Raw genomic sequence first — 25,002 nt, forward strand, 5'->3', positions numbered from 1 at the left:
CAAAGTGGGGCTAGACGGCCAGGGCGTTTGGCCGTGCGGACCAACCCCGCCGCCGGCGCCACGCTCCGGCAATCCGGCACAGCAGATAAATCACAAAGGAAAGCGTTGTCACGTAGGGGCTGATGGGGATGCTGCCACCCAGCGCCAGCATAATGCCGCCGACTGTGGCAGTCATGGCAAAGCCCACGCTGAGCAGCACCACCATGCGCGGCGCCGCCGTGACCTGCAGGGCTGCAGCGGCGGGTGTGATGAGCAGGGCCAGCACCAACAACGCGCCCACCACCTGGATGGACAGTGCCACGGCGATGCCCAACAGGAACATGAACGCCAGCGAGAGCGTCCGCACGGGAACACCGCGGGCTGTGGCAATGTCCGGATCGGCGCTGGCGAACGTCAGGGGGCGCCAAATGCTGGCCAGTCCCACCACAACCACCAGGGCGGTTCCGGCCAGCACGGAAAGCTGGGTGGAATCCACCGAGACAATCTGCCCGGTCAGCAGACCAAACTTATTGGCGGACCGGCCCTCATAGAGGGAGAGAAACAAGATGCCCAAACCCAGGCCAAAGGGCATGATGACGCCAATGACGGAGTTTTTCTCCCGCGCGCGCACCCCCATGACACCCAGCAGCAGGGCCGCAAACACGGAACCAACCAGCGACCCAAAGATCACATCGGCACCAATCAGCAAGGCAAAGGCGGCCCCGGCAAAGGACAGTTCGGCAATGCCGTGGACGGCAAACGCAAGATCGCGCATCATGACGAAAGTGCCAATGAGCCCGCCCACCACACCCAGAATGGCCCCGGCCAGCAAGGTGTCGCGGAACAGCGGCAGCAGTTCGGCATAGTTGGAGAAGTTAAAGACCGCGGCGGTGAAATCTGCCCAGCTCATCGAATCTCCTGACCGTGTGTGGAGTCGTGGCTGTGGCTTTGTTCGTCCTCTGGCAGGTGTCCGTCAAGGACAGAATCCGGCCTGCCAACAACAACCAGCCGGCCGTCAATGTGCAGCACCTCAACGCGCGTGCCGTAAAGCTTCGACAGAACCTCGGTGGTCATGACTTCCGCGGGGGTGCCAAGCGTGAAGCGTCCCCCGGCCAGGTACAGGACACGGTCCACGTGTTCCAGGATTGGGTTGATCTCGTGTGTGACGAAGACGACGGCGGTCCCGTGCTGTTTGGCTTGCTGGCCCACCAGGGCGCTGACAGCTTTTTGGTGGTTCAAGTCAAGGGACAGCAGCGGTTCATCGCAAAGCAGGACCTGGGGATTGGCGGCCAGGGCCTGGGCTACACGCAGTCTTTGCTGCTCACCGCCGGAGAGCATTCCCACCGGAATCTTGCCATAGCTGGTGGCACCCACCTGGGCCAACAGTTCATCCACGCGCTGGTGATAGGACTTGCCGCGCAGGCGGAATCCCCACTTGTCACCATCAACGCCCAGCCCCACCACGTCGCGGGCCCGCAGGGGCGTGTCGGGGGCAAAGTTCTTTTGCTGGGGAATGTAGCCAATGCCACGGTTGCCGCGTTTGGCTGGGGCGCCGTTGATGGTGAGCTGCCCGGAACTGAGCGGGGAAAGGCCCAGAAGAATCTTGAGGAAGCTGGTTTTGCCGCTGCCATTGGCACCCAGGACAGCCAGAAACTCTCCTGGCGCTACCTGGAGATTCAGGTCTTTCCAGAGGGTGCGCTGGCCGTATTTTAAGGTGGCGGCGCTGAGGCTGATGATTGCCGGAGCTGATGGGCTCACTTGGCCGCGCCGGATGCTAGTGCTTGTTCCAAGGAAGAAACATTACCAACCATCCAGTCCAAGTAGCTGGTTTCTGCCGGAAGTGTCTCAGAAAAATCAACTACAGGCAGTCCGGCGGTCTGGGCGTCCGCCTTGAGCTGCTCTGTTTGCGGGCTCTGGGTTTGTTCGTTGTAGGCCAGGAAGGCCAGGGTTCCGCCGGTCAGCAGGGTCTTCATCTCCGTCACGGTCGACGCAGCGGCGTCAGTACCATTTTCAACGGCTTCGCTAAATTTTTCGGGCGTTTCATTGACCAGGCCGGCCTGCTCAAGCAGGTACAGGGGCACCGGTTCCGTGATGGCAACGGGCGTGCCGTCATGGGTCTTCTTCAGCTGCGCCAGCCTAGCGTCCAAGTCCTGCAATTTTGCCTTGTAGTCGGCGGCCCGGGCGGTGAAGGTCGAGGCCTGCTCGGGCAAGGCGGCGCCGAAGCGGGCGGCCATCTCATCCACCACCTTGGACATGACTGGCAGGGAGTACCAGAGATGCTCGTTGAAGCCAGGGCCCATGTCCAGGCCGGACAGCTCGCTCACGTTGATGATCTGCCCGGTCTCCAGCTGCCCCTTGGCCAGCTGGTCGAAGAAATCGTCATAGCCGCCGCCGTTTTCAATGCCAATCTGGGCTTTGGACACTGCCAGCTTGTCTTGGGCGTTGGCCTCATAGCCGTGCGGATCGGCACCGGCCTTGCTGATGATGGAGTGTACGGTGACCTGCTCTCCACCAACGGCTTGTGCAATATCTGCATAGACATTGGTGGAGGCAACCACCGACACTGTGCCTTCCGGGACCTGGCTCGGCTCTCCCCCGCCACCGCAGGCAGCCAACGTGAGAGTGGCGCCCAGGGTTGCACCCATGAACAGAAGTGAGCGGCGGCGAAAAGACATGCTGGTCCTTTGAGAGTGCTAATGAGAACAATTACCAATAAGTCCAGCATAGCCCATATTAGGAATCGTTCGCATCAAGCCGTGCGACTAGCTCCTTCTGCGCTCCTGGATGTGCGTTTGAGTGGCGTCGCGGATCTCGCCCACCAGCTGCTCAATCACATCCTCGAGGAACAAAACACCCATGGTTTGGCCACTCGCATCGATGACTCGTGCCATGTGTGAGCCCGTGCGCTGCATGGTGGAGAGCACGTCCTCGATTTCCTCAGTGGCGGCCAGGTTCACCATGGAGCGCACGCGCCCCTCGCCAATGGGCTTTTGGTAGCGTTCCAGGGGAATACGCAGAACGTCCTTGAGGTGCAGATAGCCCAGCAGCGTTCCTGTTCCGTCGGCCACCACAAACCGGGAGAACCCCGTCTTGCCCACCGCGTGTTCAAAGTCCACGGGAGTGGCGTGGGCGGGCAGGGTGATAAGTTGCCCCAGGGGAACCATGATTCCCTGCGCCGTTTGCGAGGAGAATTCCAGGGCGCCCGTAATGAGGCCTGTTTGGTCATTCACCAAGCCACTGCGGGTGGATTCGGCAACAATGGACTGCACCTGTTCCAAGGTGAAGCTGGAGACGACCTCGTCCGCCGGTTCAATGCCAAAGAGGCGCACCATGTGGTTGGCGGCCCAGTTGAGCGCCACAATGAGCGGGCGCACCACCTTGCTGACCAGCACCAGCGGCGGGGCCAGCAACAAGGCAGCCTTGTCAGCGGCTGACACGCTCATGTTCTTGGGCACCATTTCGCCAAAGGTCACATGCAGGAAGGTCACCAGGGCCAAGGTCACCACAAAGGCGAGCGGAGACGCCACATTGTCCTGGACACCCAGCGCGTGCAGGGGTTCGGCCAAAAGGTGGTGGATGGCAGGTTCGGAAACATTCAAGATCAACAAGGAACATACCGTGATGCCCAGCTGCGCGCAGGCAAGCATGAGAGACACGTTTTCCATGGCACCAAGAGTGATCTTGGCGCGCTTGGAGCCCGCGTCGGCCAAGGGTTCTATCTGGCTGCGGCGGGCAGTCATGATGGCAAACTCGGCGGCAACAAAGAAGGCGTTGCCGGCAAGCAGCACCACCAACCAGGCAATTCCGGCCCAGGGGCTCATCGGGAATCACCGGCTGCAGTGGTGGCGTCTGTTGCCGCACCATCGGGCGAAGGCGCCGGGATGAAGCGGATCCGGTCTATCCGGCGTCGTTCAAGTCTGTCCACAACCAACAATCCGCCTTCAACGGCCACCGTGTCCCCCACTACTGCAATGCGGCCAAGCTCGGCCATCATGAATCCGCCCACTGTCTCATAGCCGGCCTCATCGGGAACGTTGAGCGGGCCAATGCGTTCGCTGACCTCGTCAGGGCGCATCAGGCCCGGGAAGAACCAGGTGCCATCCGCTGCCAGCAAAAGGCCGGGTTTGACCCTGTCGTGCTCATCGGAAACCTCGCCAACAATCTCCTCCACCAGGTCTTCCAAGGTGGTGACCCCGGCCGTGCCGCCGTATTCGTCCTGGACAACTGCCATCTGCAGATTGCCTTCTCGCAGTTCCAGGATCAAGGCGTCCAGATGTACCGTCTCGGGCACAAACAGCACATCAGTCATGATGGCGCCAACCTCAATCGAGGGACGCTTGTGAAAGGGGACGGCCACGGCCTTCTTCAGGTGGACAACACCCAAGATATGGTCCGGCGACTCACCAATGACGGGAAAACGGGAGAAACCGGTGCGCCGGGCAAGGTCAACCACTGCCGCCACCGACTGGGTGCTTTCCACAGTTTCCACCTGCATGCGCGGCGTCATGACATCGGCGGCAGTGCGCTTGGAGAAGCTCAGGGTACGCGCCACAAACGTGGCGGTGCCTAGATCCAGTGTGCCCATGGCTGCCGAACGGCGCACCAGGGAGGCAAGTTCCGCCGGCGAACGGGCGCCGGAAATCTCTTCCTTGGCCTCCATGCCGAAGAGGTTCAACACCTTGTTGGAGAAGCCGTTCAACACCACAATGGCTGGCTTGAAAATGGCCGTGAACACCAACTGGGGGCGGGCCACTACCTTGCCAATTTCAAAGGACTTGGCGATTGCCATGTTCTTGGGCACCAGCTCGCCAATCAGCATCGACAAGAGGGTGGCGATCAGCATGGCCAGGGCCAGCGCAATGCCTGACGCGGCAGCTTCCGGCACTCCCACAGCACCCAAGGGCCCGGTCAACAACGCACCGAGCGAGGGTTCCATCAAGAAACCCGTCAGCAGGGTGGTCAAGGTGATGCCGAGCTGGCAACTGGAGAGTTGGGTGGAGAGCGATTTCAAGCAGCGCAACAAGGGTTGGGCGGCTTTATCGCCATTGTCCACTGCCCGCTGGACCGAAGACTGGTCAAGGGCAACGAGGGAAAATTCAACGGCTACGAAGAAGCCGGTACCTAAGATCAGCAGTAATCCTGCTGCCAGGAGAATCCATTCCATTTAGCGAATCCCCCGTTCCAAGGCATCAAGCGCAAAAGCTGCGCTGAGGCGGGGGTTGCTCGCCGGCGGAGGGTGGTCGGCGCCGGGGCCGGCCGCTGTTGCTCCGCCGGAGTCTGTGGCTCCGCAGGAGAATGTGGCTCCGCAAGGGGCTGTCGAGGAAGAGGAACTGTGGTCACGTGTGAGGGATTTGCCGGCATTGCCAAGCGGCTTGCGTGAGCGTAATGAAGCGCCCATCAAGCCGTTGCGCCGGCCCCTAGATTTACTTTCCATAGGCTCTTCAGTGTACATGAGCGCTCCCGGACAGCCCTGTGGGTTGTACCTACAGGCAGCCGTCTACTGACTGGGCAAAATGGTGTGCCCGGCCAGGCCGTGATAGTTGCGTTGGTGGTACACCAACGGCGCGCCCGGGCTGGCGGGGGCAATAACTTCGAGCACTTGCGCAGCCAGCAACAAGGAGTTGCCGGCCTGGGTGCGGGTCAGGATTTTTGCTCTCAAAGCGTAACCGCCATGACGCAGCAGGGGTTCACCGGTTTCCAGGGCAGTCCAGTCCATGGTGTTGGTGAACCGCTCGGTGACGGGGCTGGCGAATATCTTGGCCAAGTGCAGATCGTCAGCGCTCAGCAGGTGAACCATGACAGAATCCGCCACGGCGATGGCGGCCGCGGATCCGGTTTGTGCGGCCAGCGAGAAGGCAAAAATGGCCGGTTCAGCAGACACCGATGCCACCGACGAGGCTGTGATGCCAACGGGTCCCGTGCCGGAGTCGGCGGTAATAATGGCAACGCCCGCGGGGTGTCCGCCAAAAGCACTCTTAAAGTCGCTCGTCATATTACGGGCCGGAACCGTTTCCGGACGCACAGTCATTGTCAAGGAATTCCTCTCGCAACGGTTCGGCCACCTCGGCCAACCACCATTGACTCTAAAACCTCAACCTTAGTTGAGGTCAAGTCAGGCCGCCATGATCCCACTCACATGCACCATCGTGTTGTGAGGGGCCTGCTGTGAGTGGACAACGGCGTGTGGCCGCCTGGCTGCCCGGTGGCCGGACCGTTTAGCCATCGAAAGCGCGGGCACCGGGACCTTCTCCGCCCACTTGGTCTCCCGGGTTGACGAAGCTGCATTCAGCCAAGGACAAGCAACCGCACCCAATGCAGCCTCCTAGGCTGCCCCGCAGCTTCTCGAGAGCCAGTATGCGGGCGTCCAGTTCGTGCTGCCAAGCTGCGGAGAGCCGCTGCCAGTCGGTTCTAGTGGGAACACCGTTGCGCGGCAGTTCAGCAAAGGCCTGGCCGATCAACGCCAGTGGAATCCCTGCCCGCTGGGCAGCCCTGATGACTGCCACCCGGCGCAGCACCGAGCGTTGGTAGCGGCGCTGGTTGCCCGCGGTGCGGGTGCAAAAGATCAGCCCTTGCCGCTCATAGAAATGCAGGGCCGAGACGTTGACTCCGGCTCGTTGGGCGACCTGGCCAACGCTTAGCTCTTCGTCGGCACCGAGGGGGTGGCCGGCGTCGTCCGTCAGTGGGCCAACGGGCACAGAAGCGACCGGATCAGCTGGCCAGGACATGCAAGATGCCGGCCTCAGCCTCCACCAGGATGGCCGTAATGCCCGCGGCAACATCAATGACCACTGCCCGCTCGTCAGTATCAAGCGGCTCCAAGGAAGCCAGCTGGGACGCGAGCAGCGACGGCGGCATGAAGTGGCCCGACCGCCCTTCCAAACGCGCGCTGAGAACCTCGATCGAACCGTCCAAATGCAGGAAAATCGTCCCCGGCGCCTTGGCCCTGATGACGTCGCGGTATCGGCGCTTAAGGGCCGAACACGCAATCACCATGCCCTTGGCGGAGGCGCTGGCCAATTCATCACCAACAATCCCCAGCCACGGCCACCTGTCCTCATCTGTCAGCGGGGTGCCCTCGGCCATCTTGTGAATGTTGGCCAGGGGGTGCAGGGAATCACCATCGAGGAACGGGATATTCATGGCGTCGGCCACCAAGGCCCCAATGGTGCTCTTGCCGGAGCCGGACACACCCATAACCACCACTTGCGGGGCAGCGGCGTTCAACGGGGTAGATTCGGACGCGGAATCGAATGTAGTCATAGTTTCCTGTATATCAAACATGTGTGCGGATAGTCCCAAAAGCTCTGTCGTAGCGGGCAACGACGGGAATTGTGAAGGGCGGGCCTGATACCGCATTTATCGGTTCCCGGAGGCGTTTCACCCATCAAGGGCATTGCCTAAAAGGTGACTTGTGGCTGGCCTTGCAGGCTGGCGATGCACGCCTCAAGCTGGCAACCATCCTTGAGTCATCGGCCAGGGCTGACCCAGCATGGTCAATAATGCCACCACATCTTCACCTGCCGGTCGGTTTGACGCCTTGTGAGGCTCAGGCGCCGGCGGCCCGTTGATACGTGAATAGGGTGGGTTGGGCACCTTATGCGCCAGCCTGGGAGTTGGGCCACTTTGGGCATGCGCGCTACTGATACCGGGCATGGCGCCAGTGTCACAGCTGCGCCGCACTGGCTCCTGGCGCGACGCATAGCCAAAGCCGTCGTGCCCGGAAAATAGCTTTGGCGGCCGGGGCACCTGACTAGCGGCCCTTTGCCCCGGATGCCCGGGCCGCGAGAATGTCCCGCAAGGTCCCGTCCCCCACTTCAAGCAGGGATTCCTCGATCATGCGGACGTAGCCTTCGGATGATTTCATGTGTTCACGCATGGCCAGTTCCGCCCCCTCAACATCACCGGCGCGGATCGCCGCGGCGATCCTGCGGTGCTGCTGCTGCTCGTCGCCCACCAAATCGTTGACTTCACGGTAGCGGCGCACCTCCACCATCACGGTTGTCAGCTCATGCCGCAAGGCATCGCTGAACCATTCCAGTGCGCCGTTTCCGGTGGACCGTGCGATCGCAAGGTGGAAGGCAATGTCAAGGACCGGGTAGTTTGCCGTATCAAGAAGCGCCGCGTCCATTTGCAGCAGCAGATCCTCCAGAATCCTGCAGTCCTCAACCGTGGCGCGTTCGGCCGCCAACCGTGCCGCCTGAACCTCCAGCGGCACCCGCACATCCATCATGTCCGTCAGGGGGCGCTTGTTGTTGTGGAGTACACGTGAGAGGAAAAGCTTGATCAAATGCCCGTCAAGTTCCTTGACCACGGCATTGCGCCCGTTGTGGACCTCAACCAGCCCCACTGCCTCCAGGGCACTGAGGGCTTCGCGAACCACTGGTCGGCTCGTGGCAAATTGCTCGCACAGGGCCGCCGTGGACGGCAGGGCACTGCCCGGCTGCAAGTCATTGTCCACAATGTGCGCAATCATGGCGTCGAAAATCTGCAGGCTGAGCTTGGTGCGAGTCAATGGCGTATGCACGCATCCCCCTAGGATTTTCTCACCGTGGCAACGGCGCTGATTGAGTGTGGACTGCTTCCACTACCCAATCATAGCCACGCAAATCCAACCTGTCACATAGGTTGACAGGCAGATAGGTGTCGTATAGCTTGTGACACATGCCACTTATCATCTCCACCGAAACCCAGACCGCAGCAGTGCTCACCGCACCCGGCGAGCTGCACCTGAAGATCCACCCCCGCCCCGTCCCCGAGCCCGGCGAAGTCCTGGTGAAAATCCACACCGTGGGCATTTGTGGATCCGACACCGCCTACTTTCAGGGCACGGCGGCGTACACCATCAAGGCGCCCTTCATCATGGGTCACGAGGCAAGCGGCACCATTGCCGAATTGGGCGACGGCGTCGCCGGGCTCCCGCTGGGAACAGCCGTGGCAGTGGTCCCGAGCCTGGCCTGCGGAGCATGCGAGCAATGCCGCAGCGGCTTCGACAACCTGTGCCCGCACACCCGATACCTTGGCTCGGCAGCAGTCACCCCGCACCGCGACGGCGCCCTGCAGGAATACCTCGCTGTTCCGGCCACACATGTGCTGCCCCTCCCTGATGGAGTCAGCCTGGAGGAGGGGGCGCTGCTTGAACCCCTGGCCGTTGCCTTGCACGCAGTCAGGAAGACCCCCGTTGCGGGGGCAACAGTGCTCATTGTTGGCGGAGGGGCCATTGGGCAATTGACGGCCCTGGCGGCCAAGAGCCTGGGCGCCGCATCCGTCACTGTCACAGATGTCAGCGAGCGCCGCGCCGGCGCCGCCGTCGAACACGGTGCGGACCTTGCCCTCACCATCGAAGAAGCAGAATCCGGCATCAACGGCGGCAGCCACTACGACGTGGTCTTCGATGCCTCCGGCCACCCGGCCGGAGTGGAACTGGCGCTTCGGGCCGCCCGCCCCGGCACGGGACGGGTGGTGCTGGTGGGCAATCTTCCCGCCGGAGCCGGAATTCCCTACAAGTACATTTCCCAGGCGGAGTCGTGGGTCACCTCCACGATGCGTTTTGCCGGCGGACTGAAGCCGGCCCTTGACTTTCTGCGCGAGAACAAAACGGACATCTCCTGGCTGGTGGAACAGCGCGTTCCCTTCCACCGGATCCGGGAGGTGTTTGAGCCGCCCACCCAAGGCGGACCGCCCCTGAAAGTCCACATTCACTTCACCAAGCAAAACATTCTTTAGATCACAACGAGCAAAAGGACACAATGATGCGTCACTCCATGAAAATCAAAGGACTCGGCGTCCTCGCCGTATTAGCAATGTTGGCCACGGGTTGTTCCGCCGAGACGGGCGGCAACGACGCAGTTGCCGCTGAGGGCCTCGGCACACCGTCGCCCGAACTGGCCCAGGCCGCGAAGGACTTCAAGGGACCGTTTACCTACTGGATAGGCTTGACCTTTCCGGAATCCAGCAACGACCTCGAAGCAGCCCGCATCAAGGCCTGGGGTGACAACCTGGGCATCGAGACCGAGATCGTCAAGGTCAACCAAAACGAGGTTGTCCAACAGACGTCCGGAGCCATCGAAGCCAAGTCACTGCCCAGCGCCATGACTGTCCCCTATGACTTGATGTCAACCATGTCCACGGGCGGTCAGCTCTCACCCGTCCCGGACGCCTACACAGCTGTGGGCGACGCCCACGGCGGCTGGCTGGACTCGATAGATGCCGCCACCAAGGCCACGAGCTTTGGCGATAAGATTTATGGCGTTCCCTTCGGATTCTTCGGCAATGTGCTCTTCAGCCGCGCCGACGTGCTCAAGGAAAAGGGCTTTGACGCCCCGCCCAAGACCTGGGACGAGCTGCTCTCCCAGTCAAAGGCCGCCCAGGACCCGCCCAAGACCTTCGGCATGGGTTTTGCCCTCTCCAATGTCCTTGACGGAAACCTGACCACCTCCATGATGCAGTCCTTCGGCGGCCGCGTCGCCGATGACGCCGGCAAGCAGTGCACCATCAACAGCCCCGAGACGGCAAACTTCCTGGGCTGGATCAAGGGCGCCTTCGACGACGGGCAGTTCCCGCCGTCGTCCGTCACCTGGGATGGCGCAGGGGACAACAACTCCTTCACCTCCGGGGAATCGCTGTTCATTGTCAACACCGGCAGCGTCTACCAGTCGATGAAGAAGGACGATCCCGACCTCGCCGAGTCCAGCGCCTATTCAGCCCTTCCCGCCGGGCCCAAGGGCCAGGTTGCCCCGGTTGATCCGCGCTACCGGGTAGTTCCCACCAGCACCTCCGACGCCGGCAAGACCCTCGCCCAAGACCTGTTCACGACCCTGGCCGATGACACCTACATGGCCGGATTCATGGAAAATGCCACCTACGGTCCCGTGCTGAAATCGCAGCTGGAATACCCCGTTTTCACCGACAGTCCTGTCCACGCTGGCTTGCTCGAACAGGCAGAAAAGGGCACCGCACCGGCATTCCCGGACACCGCCAACGCCTCCTACTCCGACTACCAGAACGCCTTCTCCACCCCGAGGATGGTCCAGCGGGTAGTGGTGGATAAGATCTCCATCGACAAAGCCATGGCCGAAGCGCAGGCTTCCTGCCAGACAATTTACAACCAGCATGCAAGCTAAGATAGAACAAGCAGCGGCCGCTGCCGGAGCACACGCTCCGGCAGGGCCTGCGGGCGCGTCACGACGGAGCAAGGGCCGGCGGCCGTCAGCTATTGGCAAGGAAGCCCGGCTGGGTTTGCTGCTGGTCCTGCCTGCAGTAGCCGTCATCGTCATCCTCATCGGATACCCCACCATTTCTTCGATCTGGTACAGCTTCACCGACCGAATGGTTGGCTCCCCCGGCACTTTCATCGGGCTGGCCAACTACACCCGGCTCGTCACCGACTCCGGATTCCTCTCAGCAGCGGCAAACCTTGTCCTCATTGTTGGCGTGTCACTGATTCTCAAGCTGGTCTTGGGCACAGTGGTGGCAGTGATCCTGAACCGGCCCATGCCGGGGCGCAATCTGTGGCGCCTGCTGGTCATGCTGCCGTGGGCGATGCCCGGATTCGTCGCCTTCATGGGCCTGCGCCTGATGTTTGAATCACCGTACGGTGCCATCAACGTGGCCCTGGAAACCTTTACCAGCCCCATCCCGTTCCTCAGCGACCCCGAATGGGCACGTGTTTCAGTGGTACTGGCAACGGTATGGCGCGGCTTCCCGTTCTGGGCCATCTCCATCCTGGCCGCCCTGCAAACCATTCCCAAGGAACTGTATGAAGCAGCCCGCATGGATGGCGCCTCAGCCTGGCAGCAGTTCGTCCACATCACGGTCCCGCAAATTCGCTCCACAGTTGCCGTGGTGGCGGTCATCTCCGCCATCTGGACTGCCAACGGCTTTGAAAACATTTGGCTCATGACCCAGGGCGGACCGTCCACCACCACCATGACCTTCCCGGTCCTGTCATTCCTGAGCCTGCAGAGCCGCCAACTGGGACAAGCCGCAGCCTACGCCGTGGTGATACTCCCGGTCATGGCGTTGTTCATCATGTTGCTCAGCCGCCGAAAGAAGGAGATCTGATGCAAAAGCAGGGCCGACTGACAACCATTCTTGGCATGGCGTTTCTTGCCCTCCTGGTGGTGCCGCCTGTCTACTACATGATCATCGTCTCGCTGAAGCCGCGCTCGGCGATCTACCGGACGCCGTCGTGGCTGCCCGATCGCACGAGCCTGGACAACTACGTCAAGGTGCTGGTCAACGACAAGTTCCTGGTGAACATTGGCAACAGCCTCATCGTTGCCCTGGCCACCACTTTGCTGGCCATGATTCTCGGTGTGCTGGCTGCCTATGCCATTGCCCGGTTCAAGTTTCCGGGCCGAAATGCGGCCAGCCAGCTGATCTTGATGAGCTACCTGACCCCCATGGTTCTGCTGTTCATCCCGCTCAGCGTGGTGGTGGGCAACTTGGGTCTGGCCGACACCTTGTCCGGTTTGGTGCTGGTTTACCTGACGTTTGCCGTTCCACTGTGCACGTGGCTGATTCTGGGCCACTTCAGGGACTTCCCGCAGGACCTGGAGGAAGCCGCGTCGCTGGACGGGGCATCCAAAATGCGCACACTTGTCAGCATCCTGCTGCCTGTCTCCGCACCGGCCCTGGCCACGGCAGCATCGTTGGCCTTCATGATGGCGTGGGGCGAGCTCTTCCTGGCGCTGACATTTGTCAAAGGCCAGGGCGTCATGACGGCCCCGGTTGCACTGCAGCATATGAGCACCGGCGACGTCCAGCAATACGGGCCCATCATGGCCGGAGCCGTACTTTCGGCCATCCCCGTGTTGGTTGTCTACTACATTTCCCAGCGCTGGGTTGTTCAGGGCGCAGCAGAGGGCGCCTTCAAGGGCTAGTTCCAGCAATCCCACGGCGAGGGGTCAGCCTTTTGGCCGGCTCCTCGCCACTCTTAACCCAAAGGAGTTTGTTTTGACCATTCGTACAGCCGAGGTGCTGGTTACCAGTCCCGGACGCAACTTTGTCACCTTGCGCATCACCACCGACGACGGTGTGGTGGGACTTGGCGATGCCACAGTGAACGGGCGCGAACTCGCCACCGTGGCCTATCTCAAGGAGCACGTTGTGCCGCTGCTCATTGGCAAGGACGAACACAACATCGAGGACATGTGGCAGTTCCTCTACCGCGGCGCGTACTGGCGCCGCGGCCCCATCACCATGGCCGCGATTGCCGCCGTCGACGTGGCATTGTGGGACATCAAGGCCAAGATCGCCAGCCTCCCCCTCTACCAGCTCCTCGGCGGCGCGTCCCGCATCGGGGCCCTGGCTTATGGCCATGCCTCCGGCTCAGACACCGAGTCCTTGTTCACCTCCATCCGCAACCACCTGGACCAGGGATTCAAGGCCATTCGCGTCCAGACCGGCGTCCCGGGCCTGGGCCAGATCTATGGCGTCGCCGGCGACCAGCGTCCGGGGGAACGCTATGACTACGAACCGGCCAAACGCCTTCCGCTGCCGGCGGAGGAAACCTGGGACACCCGCGCGTACCTGCGCCACGTCCCCACGGTGTTCGCTGCAGTGCGTAAAGAGTTTGGGCCGGAACTAATCCTGCTCCATGACGGACACCACCGCATGACCCCCAACCAGGCGGCCTCATTGGGCAAGTCGTTGGAACCGTATGACTTGTTCTGGCTGGAGGACTGCACACCCGGCGAGAACCAGGAGGGGTTGCGCCGGGTTCGCTCCCAAACCACAACGCCGCTGGCCATTGGCGAGGTCTTCAACACCGTCCACGACTACCAGACGCTGATCACCGAACAGCTCATCGACTACGTTCGCTCGGCGGTGACCCACACCGGCGGGATCAGCGCACTGCGCAAGATCATGGACTTCGCCGCGATCTACCAGATCAAGTCAGGCTTCCACGGCCCCACCGACATTTCCCCTGTGGGCCAGGCTGCCCAGCTCCACTTGGGCATGGCCATCCACAACTTTGGCATCCAGGAGTACATGAAGCACTCCGCCGAAACCCTGGAAGTGTTCCAGACCAGCTACACCTTCACCGACGGCCTGCTGCACCCTGGCAACAACCCGGGACTCGGCGTTGACTACAACGACGAATTGGCCAACACGTTCGATTACACACCGGCGTACTTGCCCGTCAACCGTTTGCTGGACGGAACAGTCCACGACTGGTAACAGGCAAAAAAGCAGGCCGCCTGCCACTCGGGAAACCGGATGGCAGGCGGCCTGCTTTTTCTCACGCCTGGGCGAGCCTGCACGACGGCGGTGGGCCGGCGCCGTCGTGCAGGGTTCTAGAGCCGGGTGTCGAAGGAATTGCAGAACACGTTCTCGTTGAACGTGCCCTGGAACTCGGAGAGGCCCTGGATCTTCTCCACTGTCACCCGGATGGCTTCGCGGGTGTCGGCGTGGGCGTGGATGGCGGTCTTGACCATCGGCACGTCGATCAGGTGGTTGGGCTGGTTGAGCGAGACAAACACGGTGGGCACCTCGGTGACGTACCACGGGATCTCCGCGGCCATCGGGGTGGACCACTTGATCCGAATGGCCGCTTCCTGGGCAAATCCCTTCACATTGGCGAACACGAAGGCGGCGTCGTACTTCTCCGGGTAATCCGCAGTGCCCTCCTCGGAGATGACTGACATGAAGTTCACGCCCTCCTCCCCGGCCGCCTTGCGCTGGTCGGCGGTCTTGAAGATGTGAACTTCAAAACCCACCCGCTCCAGTTCCTCGGCCACCACATCCAGGTAGCCCAGCGGGTCCGCCATGGTGAAGTCCGAACCGCCGGAAATCCCGTACAGGCGGATCTTCTTGTGCGTGTCCGGGGTCAGCGGCAGGTTGCTTTGAGTGTCCTTGACCAAGGTGACTGTCTTGTCGGCGATCTCGGCGGCTATGGCCCGGTGCTCGGCGGAACCGATCACGGACAGCGCCTCCACCGGCGGGACCAGGGATCCACGGTCCTTGACATGCAAACCCAGGGACGCCTTCAGGGCCAGGATGCGGCGCAGCGCGTCCGTCAGCCGTTCCTCGGTGATGACGCCGTTGCGGTAGCCATCGAGCATGAAGCCAAAGTCTTCTTCCGGGTTGCGGAAGAACAAGAACATGTCGCAACCTGCGGCGATGGCCGCAGGCACCTGATCGCGGCGCTTCATGGCCTGCGTCATGCCGATCATCTGGGAGGCGTCGGTGAGGATCAGGCCGTTGAAGCCCAGCTCGCCGCGCAGCAGGCCACCGAGCAATTCCGGGGCCAGCGTGGCGGGCAGGATGTCCGCGTCGGCCAGGCCGGGCAGGAAGCGCCGGGAGAGTTCCGGCGCACCAATGTGACCGATCATGATCGACTGCACGCCGTGCCCGATCATCTCGCGGTACACGTGCCCGTACGTTTTGTTCCACTCCTCATAGCCGAGGGTGTTGTAGGAGGTGACCACATGCTGGTCGCGCTCGTCGATGCCGTCGCCCGGGAAGTGCTTCATGGCGCACGCGGTGGCTGACTCGCTGATGCCGTCGAAGTACTCCTTGGCCCGCTCAACCACCACCTCGGGCGTGTTGCCGAAGGAGCGGGTTGAGATAACTGTGTTGCGCCAGTTGTAGTGGATGTCCACGATCGGCGCGAACGCCCAGTTGCAGCCCAAGGCGGCCGTTTCAACACCGGCCACCTGGCCCATCTGGCGGGCAATGGTCTTGTCCGGGTGCGAGCCTGCCTGCAGGTGGGTGGACACGAAGGTGCCGTCATCGCAGCTGCCGGCGCCGCCCATTTCCGGGTTGGAGGCGATCAGCAGCGGGATTTTCGACTTCGACTGTGCGTGGCGGATATGTTCCTGCACAGCACCGGAGGGCCCCGGCCGGTAGCGCATGCCGCCCACGTGGAAGTTCTCCAGCACCTCATCGAGGTACTCGGGGGCGTAACTGTTGTTGTGGTTGATGAACAGCTGGCCGATCTTTTCCTCGAGCGTCATCGACCCAATCGTCGACTCCACCCATGCCACGCCGGCGTCGTCCAAATTGAACGGGGCGCTGCGCATATCCACTGCGTAGGTCATTGCTTCTCCTGACGTCGTGCTTTGAATTCTGTGTCTTTAGGTAGTTTGTTGCAGACGTACGACGGCGTCACTCACCAAGGCCGGGACCGGCGCCGAAATGTCAATCACCACGGCACGCTCGTCTGCTTCCAGCGGTTCCAGCGTAGCCAGCTGCGATTCCAGCAGCGCCGCCGGCATGAAATGGCCCGAACGGCCCTCAAGGCGGGAACCCAGCACCTCCCGAGTGCCGTCCAGATGCAGAAACACCGCCCCGGGCGCCTGGCTCCTGATCGTGTCCCGGTAACTGCGCTTCAGTGCCGAGCAGGCCACCACCAGTCCGTTGGCGGAGCCAGCCAGCTCCGCACCGACGATCTCCAACCAGGGTGCGCGGTCGCCGTCGTTCAGGGGTGTGCCGGCAGCCATCTTGGCGATGTTCTCCACCGGGTGCAGGGAGTCCCCGTCCATGAACGGCAGGCCGAGCTCGTGCGCCACCAGGGCGCCGATCGTCGTCTTGCCGCAGCCGGAGACTCCCATCACCACGATGTGCTGCGGTGCTGCTGTTGTTGAGGCGTCGGTCACCAGTCGTGGACCGTTCCGTCAACCAGGCGGTTGTACGGCAAGTAGGCCTGCTGGTACGGGAACGCCGCAGCGGCTTCCTCGTTGAATTCGACGCCGATGCCGGGGGCGTCGCCGGGGTGCAGGTAGCCGTCCTTGAAGGTCATGGACTGCGAGAAGACTTCGTTGGTCGCATCCGAGTGCTGCATGTACTCCTGGATGCCGTAGTTGTGGATGGCCAGGCCCACGTGCAGCTGGGCGGCGAAACCGATCGGGGAAATGTCGGTGGGACCGTGGAAGCCGGACTTGATCTGGTACTGGGCGGCGAAGTCCATGACCTTCTTCAACGGCGAGATACCGCCGAAGTGGGTGGAGGCGGCGCGCACGTAGTCAATGAGCTGTTCCTTGATGATGGTCTGGTAGTCATAGACCGTGTTGAAGATTTCACCAATGGCCAGCGGGGTGGTGGTGTGCTGGCGCACCAGGCGCAGTGCCTCCTGGTTTTCCGCCGGGGTGCAGTCCTCCAACCAGTACAGGTCATACGGTTCCAGGGACTTGCCCAGCTTGGCTGCCTGGATGGGGGTCATGCGGTGGTGTCCGTCATGCAGCAGCGGGATTTCCGGGCCAAACTCGTTGCGGACCGCCTCAAAGACTGTGGGCAGGTGGCGCAGGTAGGCGCGGGTGTCCCAGTCCTCTTCCTGCGGGTGGGCGCCGCGGCCGGCGGGCTCGTAGTCGTAGCGTTCACCGGAAGCCTGCGCCTGAGCCGCAACGCCGTACACGGCCTTGATGCCGGGGATGGCTGTCTGGATGCGGATGGACTTGTAGCCCAGTTCCAGGTGCTCACGCACGGAGTCGAAGAGCTGGGGAATGTCGGCACCGGAGGCGTGGCCGTAGGCACGCAGGCCGTTGCGTGAAGCACCGCCGAGCAGCTGGTAGACCGGCATGCCGGCAAGCTTGCCCTTGATGTCCCACAGTGCCATGTCCACGGCGGCAATCGCGGCCATGGTGACCGGGCCGCGGCGCCAGTAGGAGCTGCGGTACAGGAACTGCCAGGTGTCCTCAATCCGGTGCGGGTCCTTGCCAATCAGCAGCTGGGCAACGTGCTCCTTCAGGTATGCTGCAACGGCCAGTTCGCGGCCGTTGAGGGTGGCATCACCAATGCCCACAACACCCTCATCGGTGGTGACCTTCAAGGTGACAAAGTTGCGGCTGGGGCTGGTGACAAATACTTCTGCGGAGATGATTTTCACGAAAGGAGTCCTTCCAAAATGGATTGATAAGGGCGAATTGCGGGTGTTGCAGGAGGAGAATTTCTTTGTCGCTACGAGTTTTCGTCGGTATCCCGCTGATCAAGGGCGGCTGCGAGGCGCGCAGCCCTGCGAGCTGAAATGTCGGCGACGATTTCCTTGTGCTTGGCATCCGTCAGGGGGTAGATAACCATGACGAGCAGCGCCAGGAGCGCGAATACCATCGGCAGCAGGCCGGCACCGGCGCGGATGCCCAGGATTGCCTGCTCTGTTTGCTGGGCGGCACCGGCGGTGTAACCACCCCAGGCGAGAGCGAAGGCGGCTAGCGCGCCACCAACGGCCTGGCCGGTCTTGCGGGTGAAGGAGAACAACGCATACGTGATTCCTTCGGTGCGGATGCCTGTCTTCCACTCGCCGTATTCAACGGTGTCAGCTTCGAGGGCCCATACCAGCATGCTGACCAGCAGCAGGCCCACCTGCGTGATGATGACGCCGGTGAAGGCAAGCCAGACCATGGAGCTGGGTGCGAGGAACACGGTGATTCCACCGATGGCCATGAACAGTGCGCCACCCATGTAGATGTTCTTCTTGCCGGCGGCCCGCACCAGTCGCGGCAGGATGGCTGCCATGCCAAAGGTGAGGAAGATGTTGATGATGGACATCACAGCATAGAGGCCCAGATTGTGCAGAACGTCGCGGAAGTAGTAGATCTGGACAGTACCAAGAGCCAGCTGGCCGGTCAGGAACAGGAAGGAGCTGATGCACAGCAGCAACAGGGGCTTGTTGCCCTTGAGCGTGGCGATGCTCTGCTTCATCGAAACCTTGGAGACCTCTCGGACCACGCGTTCCTTGGTGGTGAAAACAGTGAACATGTACAGCCCGGTGCCCACGACGGCGAAGATGATGGTCAAGGTGGTGAACAGCGGCTGCAAGTTCTCCCCGCCCTTCATCAGCGGGGCGATGAAGATGCCCAGGAAGGAGCCGACCGCGACGGCGCCGATGGTGCGGGCGCTGGCCAACTTGGCGCGTTCACCGGAATTTTGGGTCATGGCCCCGGCGAGAGATCCGTAGGGGATGTTGACGAAGCTGTAAGCCAGGCCAAGCAGTGCGTAGCTGAGGTAGGCCCACAGCAACATGCCCGATTCCCCGATCTGGGGGATGGAGAAGGTGGCAACGCTGAGCAGCAGCAGCGGCACGGACCCGAACATGATGTAGGGGCGGAACTTGCCGAGCTTCTTGTGATAAGTCTTGTCCACCATGCGTCCGGCGAAGATGTCCGCGAAGGCGTCAAAGATTCGCACCACGAGCAGCAGGGTGCCGGCTGCGGCTGCGCTGATGCCTGCTACGTCTGTGTAGTAGAGCAACAAGAACATGGTGGCCGTGGTGAAGGCGAGGTTGTTGGCGGCGTCACCGGCGCCGTACCCCAAAACGCTGATCTTGGACAGCACGCCCGTGGCCGGCGCTTCCGCGCTCTGGCTGGATTGCTTTTGTGTCATGGTCAATGCGGGCTCCTTTACCCAAATCCTGCGCAGGTGTGCTGCGCCGGACAATTCCCATTTCGCCGGTCCCAGATGGCCCTTCGGTGGACCGCTGCGGGGCCATCCCCGCGGGGGTGCCTGCCGCAGCTTGTACGCCGGCGTGTGAGCTGTATTACCCACCAGTTAACCAGCTAAGACAACAAATGGCAACCGCTTGCCAACATTTTCTTTAATTTCTCATATCCCCTCCGCGCCGCCACCACCCCATCCCCTTAAGCCGAACGGGCAGTAGTTGTTGATGTTGGGCGAGAACATCAACAACTACTGCCCGTTCACGGTGGCTTGAAGCGGCTTGCTGGAAGCTATCCCTGCGCCGCGCCATCCTCAGCGGCAAAGCCATCCGCCAGGACCGTCACGGCAGCAACAGCCGCTGCATCGCCTGCCAGCTGCGCATCCAGAATGGCCATCAGGGCCACGAGATCCGCCCCGGAGTCCAGCTTCAACGCCGCCACCAGCTCGGTTGCGGCAGAATCCGCAATGGTCGCTGCACTTTGGTGAGCTCGTCGCAGGAAAGCCACCCATGCGGCGATCATCCTGGCAGCACCGGTGCCGGAATGCCCGGCAGCCAGCTCGGCCTTCAACACCGGCACGGCACGCATGCGCAGCTTGCTGGATCCGTCCATGGCGATCTGGGCCAGGTGGTGGGCTATCCGGGCATTGCCGAACCGCTCCAACAGTGCAGCACGGTAGGCAGGAATGGCCAGGCCCTCGGCTGGCAGGTTCGCCTGGGCCTCGTCCCAGAATTCGGTGATCCAGGCAGCGCACACAGGGTCAGCCAAGGCTTCCGCCACGGTGGTGTGTCCCTTGAGCTGACCGGCGTAGGCCATGAGGGAGTGTGAGCCATTGAGCAACCACAGCTTGCGGTTCTCAAAGTGCTCAATCTCGTCCACAAACACAGCTCCTGCGCTGGCCCAATCCGGGCGCCCGGCGGGGAAATCACCGCTGAGAACCCAGTCGCTGAAGGGTTCGGTCACCACGGGCGAGGAGTCCACGTAGCCACACTCCGCCGCAACCAACGCGATTTCGGCGTCGGTGGTGCGCGGGGTGATCCTGTCAATCGAGGTGCCCACAAAACTGACATTTTCGGCAATCCATGCACCCAAGCCGGGATCTACGACGTCGGCCAGGCCACCAATGGCGGCGCGCGCGGCAATCGCATTGTTGGCCAGGTTGTCGCACGAGACCACGGCGATGGGGCCCGTGCCGGCGCTGCGGCGCGCTGCCAGGGCCTGGACGAGACGGCCGGCAGCTGTCACGGTGGCGGCGTCGCCCTGGCCACCGGCCGTGAGTGTGCGCAGGACATCAATGTCGTCCTGGACTGCCGGGTTTGACAGGTCCAAGGAGCCGTCGGCCGCCAAGTTGTAGGCTGCCTCGGTGATGGTCAGGGTGACCAAGGCCGTGGCCTGAGCTGCAACCAGACGGGAAAGCGCTGCTACATCGGCGCCGTCGTGAGCTTCCACGATGGAGGTCATGAGCTCAAACTTGTCGCCACTGCCACCGCGTTCGATCAAGGTGTAGAGACCGTCCTGGGCGGACAGTGCAGTGGCCGCGTCGGGGCGGCGGCCGGTGAACGCCGCAATTCCCCATTGCGCACCGTCGCTTGCATGCTGGGTGTACCACGCCTGGTGGGCGCGATGGAAGGCACCGAGACCCAAATGGACAATACGCACGGGGGCGGGCGGTGCCGCGGCGGCGTTGCTGCGGTTCAGGGGCTTGACTGCTGTCATGGCGGGACTGGTTTCCGTTTCCTGGCTGGTGGTCATTGAGGTGCTCACAGCTTGAACGCGCGGCGGGGGGCGGCGTCAACAATGTCGACGATGATCTGATGGGCGCGGGCTTCGCCAACCCGGCTTTCAGCCACCAGGCGGGCCAGGAAGGCAGCCTCAATGCGGCGTGAGGTGTTGTGGCGGGCCGGGATGGAGCAGAAGGCGCGGGTGTCGTCAATGAACCCCGAAGAACGCGAGAAACCTGCGGTCTCGGTGACGGCGCCGCGGAAGCGCAGCATGGCGTCGGGTGCATCAAGGAACCACCACGGGGCGCCTATGAAGACCGACGGGTAGAACCCTGCCAGCGGGGCGATTTCACGGGAGAAGGCAGTCTCATCGATCGTGAAGGGGATGAAGTGGAACCCCGGCGCCGTGCCGAAGTCCTCCAGCATGGGGCGCAGCGCCTCGGTGTAGCTGACGGCAAAGGGGATGTCATGGCCGGTGTCGGCGCCGAACTTGTTGAACGATTCGGTGTGGTGGTTGCGGAAGACACCGGGGTGGATGGTCATGACCAGGCCGTCGGCCACTGACATGCGGGCCATCTGGTAGGTCATGTGGGCTTCGAAAACGTCGGCGTCAACGGCCGTTGCTTCGCCGCGGCGGGCCTTTTCAAACAAGGCCTCAGCGGTGGTGGTGTCCAGGCGCAAGGTCCGTGCCGTGCGAACCCCATGGTCTGCGGAGACGGCACCGTGCTCCACAAAATATTGTCGGCGGTTTTCCAGGGCGCGGATGTAGCCGGCATAGCCGGTGAGGCCGTCGCCGGCGACACTGATGAGCTTCTCCACGCGCTCGGCCCAGCCGGCGGCGGCAAACTTGATGTAGGCGTCGGGACGGAACGTGGGCAGAACCCTGCCCGTGAAACTGGGGTCCTTGGCGATCGCGGCGTGGGCAGCCAAGTCATCCAGCGGGTCATCGGTGGTGGCCAGTACCTCAATATTGAAGTCCTTGAACAGCTGGCGGGGCCGGAATGCCGGGCTCTTGAGCTTGGCATCGAGCTCATCAAAGAGCGCGTCGGCATTCTCGGCATTGACCTCGCGGCTCAGGCCAAAGACGTGCTCAAAGGAATCGCGCATCCAGTAGCCTGAGGCCGTACCGTCAAAGAGCGGCCAGGCCTTGGCGAACTCGCGCCAGGTCTCCCTGGGTTCCACGGCCGAAGTGCCGCCCACACGCAAGTTTTCCAGGGGGACCCCGCTGGCGTGAATGAGCCTGGTGACGTAGTGGTCCGGGCTAACCAGCAACGTTGCCGGATCAGGGAATGGGGTGTCCAGTTCCAGCATGGCGGCGTCAACGTGGCCATGCGGGGAAATGATGGGGAGGTCTTCAACGCGGGCCAGCAGCTCCCGGGCGATGGCGCGGGTGCCGGGATCGGCGGGCAGCAGCCGGTCGGGATCGGCGGCCGGTGACAACGATGTCGCGGCAGGCGCCTCGGAAGTGGTCTCTGTTGATGAAGGGAAATGTGACATAGGTCAATCGTCCATGTAATTTACCCACTTTGTCAACCGGTTGCCAAATATTGCCACAACAGTTCCCTGGACGTTCAGGAGCCCTTGACACGTCCCGTGGAGCCACGCAAAACCAGCTCGGTTGGCAGGGCCGGAAGCGTTGGGGCCGCGTCTGCGTGATCAAGTGCAGCCAAGACGTGCTGGAGGGCCGCCGCACCCAGCTCACCGAGGGGCGATTTAATGGTGGATAGTGGCGGGGTCGTGAAATCAGAACCAAAAATATTGTCGAAGCCCATGATGCTCAAGTCATTGGGAATCTCCAGGCCGGCAGCCTGAAGCTCCCGCATGAGACCAATGGCCATCAGATCGTTGTAGCAAATGACGGCCGTGGCCGTGCCAGCCCGCACCGTAGCAGCGGCGCGGCGGCCGCCGTCGACCGTTGGCTGGCTGGAAGCCACCACTGCGGCCATTATGCCATGCCAGTCACACCGCGCCTTGATGCTCTCCCAGCGTCGAGCCGACATCCACGACCGTTCCGGCCCAGCTACGTATGAGATTTCTGTGTGACCCATGTCAGCCAAGTGCCGAACAGCGTCACTCACCCCGGCATCGGCATCTGCAATGACGCTGGGTACGCCGTCAACATTGCGGTTGATGACCACCACCGGCTTTTTTGCAGCCAATGAAGCAATTTCCTCATCGGAGAGACGCGGGCTCGCAAGGATAAGACCGTCCACAGTGGCCAGCATGCGCCGGGCAGCTGTCAGCTCCAAGTCAGCAGACTCCGCGGACTCGGCCAGCATCAGGGTGTAGTCCCTGGCGGAAGCGGCAGATTCAGCGCCGCGGATGACGTCAAAGAACGCGGGGTTGGTGATGTCGGAGACGATCAGGCCTATGGTTTGCGTGCGCCCGGTGGGCAAGGCGCGGGCAAAGACGTTGACTTGATAGTTCAGTTGCTCAGCGGCATCCATGATCTTTTGCGCGGTCTTGGCACTGACACGGCCGGGTTTGCTGAGGGCACGTGACACCGTTGACGGGTTGACGCCGGCAAGCTCAGCAATGTCATAGATCGTGGGCGAGGACTTGCCTGCTCGTAGGGTGGGAACAGCGCTCCGAGGCGTGTTGCCGGTCTGGTCTATGTCAGTCAAGTCATTCCTCCGCAATTGGTTGCCACTTGCCAGCTTAACGCACAACTGGCCAGCACCGTCGAAGGGGACGGAACTGGCCAGTTGAGAAAGCTAGACGCCGTGAAGGCGCTTATGCGCGTTCGGCGTACTTGCCTTCTTCACGAATGCGGTCATTGAGCAGCCTCAAGAACTCGTCTTCGTCAAAGTCGAGACCCACTTCTTCGCCCTTCCAACTGGAGAGATGGATGGCGTTGGCCAAGCGCACGCCTTTGATACCGTCGGAACCCGGTGCCAGCAGCGGTGTTCCATCGAGGATGTTGGCGGCGAAATTTTCCAGAACCCCTGCGTGCTGGGCGCCCCAGACGGACTCAAACTCTACGATCTCGGTGGATCGGTATTCGTCCATGTCCAGCTGGCCCATGAACAACTTGCGGACATCGTCCAGGCCCATGCTTTCGCTGATCTCGCGTTCCTTCTTCTTCAGGCGCGTCACGGTGGCGGTCTTGCTGCCTTCCACGACGATCTTTCCCTGGTCTCCCAAGATTTCGAAGCGGTCGGTGCCGATCATGTCGTGCGTTGCCGTGACAAACGTGCCCGTGGCGCCGTTGCCGTAATCAACCAACGCGGTGACCTCATCCTCAACCGCAATGTCGCGGCGGAAGCCGTACGAGACCTTGGCAAAGACAGACTTCGGCACGCCGCAGATCCACTGCCACAGGTCCAACTGGTGCGGAGCCTGGTTGACCAGAACGCCGCCGCCCTCGCCGCCCCAGGTTGCACGCCATTCGCTGGAGTTGTAGTAGCCCTGGGGACGCCACCAGTTGGTGATGATCCAGTTGGTGCGCAAGATGTTCCCGATCTCGCCGTTGTCGACGATCTCCTTCAAGCGCTGGTACAGCGGGTTGTTGCGCTGGTTGAACATGATGGCAAAGGACAGTTCCGGCTTACTCGCGGCAAATGCGTTGAGTTCGGCAACCTGTTTGGTGTAGACGCCTGCAGGCTTTTCGACGAGCGCGTGGATGTTGCGCTTGAGCGTTTCCATGCCCATCTCGGGGTGGAGGTAGTGCGGGACACAGGTGACGACGGCGTCCACGTCGCCACTGTCCAGCATGGTCAAGTAATCGTCGTAAACCTTGACGTCGGGGTAGGTCTCCGTGGCAAGTTCACGCTTGGCCGGGTCGATGTCCGTGATGGCACCAATAACCATGTTCGGGACCAGCCCGGAGGTGATGAACTTGGCGTAGGCGCCGCCCTGCTGGCCGAGGCCAATAATGCCCAGGCGTACTTTGTTACTCACTGGTGTTGCTCCATTTCGTTGCAGTAATT

At 62.0% G+C, this 25,002-nt stretch carries 20 protein-coding genes and 1 pseudogene; 5 read left to right on the forward strand and 16 right to left on the reverse strand.

Translation table 11 applies throughout. From position 1 onward, the window contains the following. Positions 1–10: 10 nt before the first annotated feature. From CVS27_RS04710 to CVS27_RS04755, 9 genes are all read right to left on the reverse strand, one after another. Positions 11–889, reverse strand: a complete 879-nt coding sequence (locus CVS27_RS04710) for a metal ABC transporter permease (protein WP_103464575.1) — start codon at positions 887–889, stop codon at positions 11–13. Continuing rightward, complete coding sequence (locus CVS27_RS04715; RefSeq protein ID WP_243400054.1) at positions 886–1,737, reverse strand: metal ABC transporter ATP-binding protein; 852 nt, start codon at positions 1,735–1,737, stop codon at positions 886–888. The genes CVS27_RS04710 and CVS27_RS04715 overlap by 4 nt, the downstream gene beginning before the upstream one ends. Beyond that, a complete protein-coding gene (locus CVS27_RS04720) occupies positions 1,734–2,654 on the reverse strand; it encodes a metal ABC transporter solute-binding protein, Zn/Mn family (RefSeq protein WP_103464576.1) in 921 nt (306 codons plus the stop codon). The genes CVS27_RS04715 and CVS27_RS04720 overlap by 4 nt, the downstream gene beginning before the upstream one ends. A gap of 87 nt (positions 2,655–2,741) precedes the next feature. Continuing rightward, on the reverse strand, positions 2,742–3,800 hold the full coding sequence (locus CVS27_RS04725) for a hemolysin family protein (protein WP_103464577.1): 1,059 nt from the start codon (positions 3,798–3,800) through the stop codon (positions 2,742–2,744). After that, on the reverse strand, positions 3,797–5,143 hold the full coding sequence (locus CVS27_RS04730; RefSeq protein ID WP_103464578.1) for a hemolysin family protein: 1,347 nt from the start codon (positions 5,141–5,143) through the stop codon (positions 3,797–3,799). Before CVS27_RS04730 ends, CVS27_RS04725 begins: the two co-directional genes overlap by 4 nt. A gap of 333 nt (positions 5,144–5,476) precedes the next feature. Then, positions 5,477–6,007, reverse strand: coding sequence for a flavin reductase family protein (locus tag CVS27_RS04740; protein ID WP_243400055.1), 531 nt, complete (start codon positions 6,005–6,007; stop codon positions 5,477–5,479). A gap of 187 nt (positions 6,008–6,194) precedes the next feature. Beyond that, positions 6,195–6,704: a redox-sensitive transcriptional activator SoxR gene (soxR, locus tag CVS27_RS04745; protein ID WP_103464580.1), complete on the reverse strand. Its 510-nt coding sequence runs from the start codon at positions 6,702–6,704 to the stop codon at positions 6,195–6,197. Next, on the reverse strand, positions 6,688–7,239 hold the full coding sequence (locus CVS27_RS04750) for a gluconokinase (RefSeq protein WP_103464581.1): 552 nt from the start codon (positions 7,237–7,239) through the stop codon (positions 6,688–6,690). The genes soxR and CVS27_RS04750 overlap by 17 nt, the downstream gene beginning before the upstream one ends. 490 nt (positions 7,240–7,729) lie before the next feature. Next, positions 7,730–8,503: a FadR/GntR family transcriptional regulator gene (locus CVS27_RS04755; RefSeq protein ID WP_133162875.1), complete on the reverse strand. Its 774-nt coding sequence runs from the start codon at positions 8,501–8,503 to the stop codon at positions 7,730–7,732. 137 nt (positions 8,504–8,640) lie between these two features. Between CVS27_RS04755 and CVS27_RS04760 the strand changes: the two genes are divergently transcribed. The 5 genes from CVS27_RS04760 to manD (CVS27_RS04780) all read left to right on the forward strand — a co-directional run bounded on the left by CVS27_RS04760 (position 8,641) and on the right by manD (CVS27_RS04780) (position 14,160). Continuing rightward, a complete protein-coding gene (locus CVS27_RS04760; RefSeq protein ID WP_103464583.1) occupies positions 8,641–9,702 on the forward strand; it encodes a zinc-dependent alcohol dehydrogenase in 1,062 nt (353 codons plus the stop codon). Between the two features lie 38 nt (positions 9,703–9,740). Next, complete coding sequence (locus CVS27_RS04765; protein WP_165788087.1) at positions 9,741–11,099, forward strand: sugar ABC transporter substrate-binding protein; 1,359 nt, start codon at positions 9,741–9,743, stop codon at positions 11,097–11,099. Next, entirely contained in the window at positions 11,089–12,039 is a 951-nt protein-coding gene (locus tag CVS27_RS04770; protein WP_103464585.1) for a carbohydrate ABC transporter permease, read from the forward strand. Before CVS27_RS04765 ends, CVS27_RS04770 begins: the two co-directional genes overlap by 11 nt. Continuing rightward, positions 12,039–12,860, forward strand: coding sequence for a carbohydrate ABC transporter permease (locus tag CVS27_RS04775; protein ID WP_103464586.1), 822 nt, complete (start codon positions 12,039–12,041; stop codon positions 12,858–12,860). The genes CVS27_RS04770 and CVS27_RS04775 overlap by 1 nt, the downstream gene beginning before the upstream one ends. Before the next feature lie 73 nt (positions 12,861–12,933). After that, complete coding sequence (gene manD, locus CVS27_RS04780) at positions 12,934–14,160, forward strand: D-mannonate dehydratase ManD (RefSeq protein WP_103464587.1); 1,227 nt, start codon at positions 12,934–12,936, stop codon at positions 14,158–14,160. A 116-nt stretch (positions 14,161–14,276) separates the two neighbouring features. On the opposite strand, the pseudogene CVS27_RS04785 reads toward manD (CVS27_RS04780), so the two are convergent. The 7 genes and pseudogenes from CVS27_RS04785 to CVS27_RS04815 all read right to left on the reverse strand — a co-directional run bounded on the left by CVS27_RS04785 (position 14,277) and on the right by CVS27_RS04815 (position 24,973). Beyond that, positions 14,277–16,535: pseudogene (locus CVS27_RS04785) on the reverse strand (gluconokinase, GntK/IdnK-type). 41 nt (positions 16,536–16,576) lie between these two features. After that, the gene (gene manD, locus CVS27_RS04790; protein WP_103464588.1) at positions 16,577–17,806 is read right to left on the reverse strand and encodes a D-mannonate dehydratase ManD; all 1,230 of its coding nucleotides are present in this window, start codon (positions 17,804–17,806) and stop codon (positions 16,577–16,579) included. 71 nt (positions 17,807–17,877) lie between these two features. Next, positions 17,878–19,299 carry a glucuronide transporter gene (gene uidB / locus CVS27_RS04795; protein WP_103464589.1) on the reverse strand — a complete coding sequence of 474 codons (1,422 nt, stop codon included), beginning with the start codon at positions 19,297–19,299 and terminating at the stop codon, positions 17,878–17,880. A 344-nt stretch (positions 19,300–19,643) separates the two neighbouring features. Then, positions 19,644–21,068, reverse strand: a complete 1,425-nt coding sequence (locus CVS27_RS04800; RefSeq protein WP_243400070.1) for a mannitol dehydrogenase family protein — start codon at positions 21,066–21,068, stop codon at positions 19,644–19,646. Positions 21,069–21,112: 44 nt separating this feature from the next. Beyond that, positions 21,113–22,570 carry a glucuronate isomerase gene (uxaC, locus tag CVS27_RS04805; protein ID WP_103464590.1) on the reverse strand — a complete coding sequence of 486 codons (1,458 nt, stop codon included), beginning with the start codon at positions 22,568–22,570 and terminating at the stop codon, positions 21,113–21,115. Between the two features lie 74 nt (positions 22,571–22,644). After that, positions 22,645–23,697: a LacI family DNA-binding transcriptional regulator gene (locus tag CVS27_RS04810; RefSeq protein ID WP_103464591.1), complete on the reverse strand. Its 1,053-nt coding sequence runs from the start codon at positions 23,695–23,697 to the stop codon at positions 22,645–22,647. A 109-nt stretch (positions 23,698–23,806) separates the two neighbouring features. Continuing rightward, positions 23,807–24,973 (reverse strand): Gfo/Idh/MocA family protein, encoded by a 1,167-nt coding sequence (locus CVS27_RS04815; RefSeq protein WP_103464592.1) that lies wholly within the window; start codon positions 24,971–24,973, stop codon positions 23,807–23,809. Positions 24,974–25,002 lie beyond the last annotated feature (29 nt).

This window comes from Arthrobacter glacialis, assembly GCF_002909445.1.
GTDB classification, from domain to species: Bacteria; Actinomycetota; Actinomycetes; order Actinomycetales; family Micrococcaceae; genus Specibacter; species Specibacter glacialis.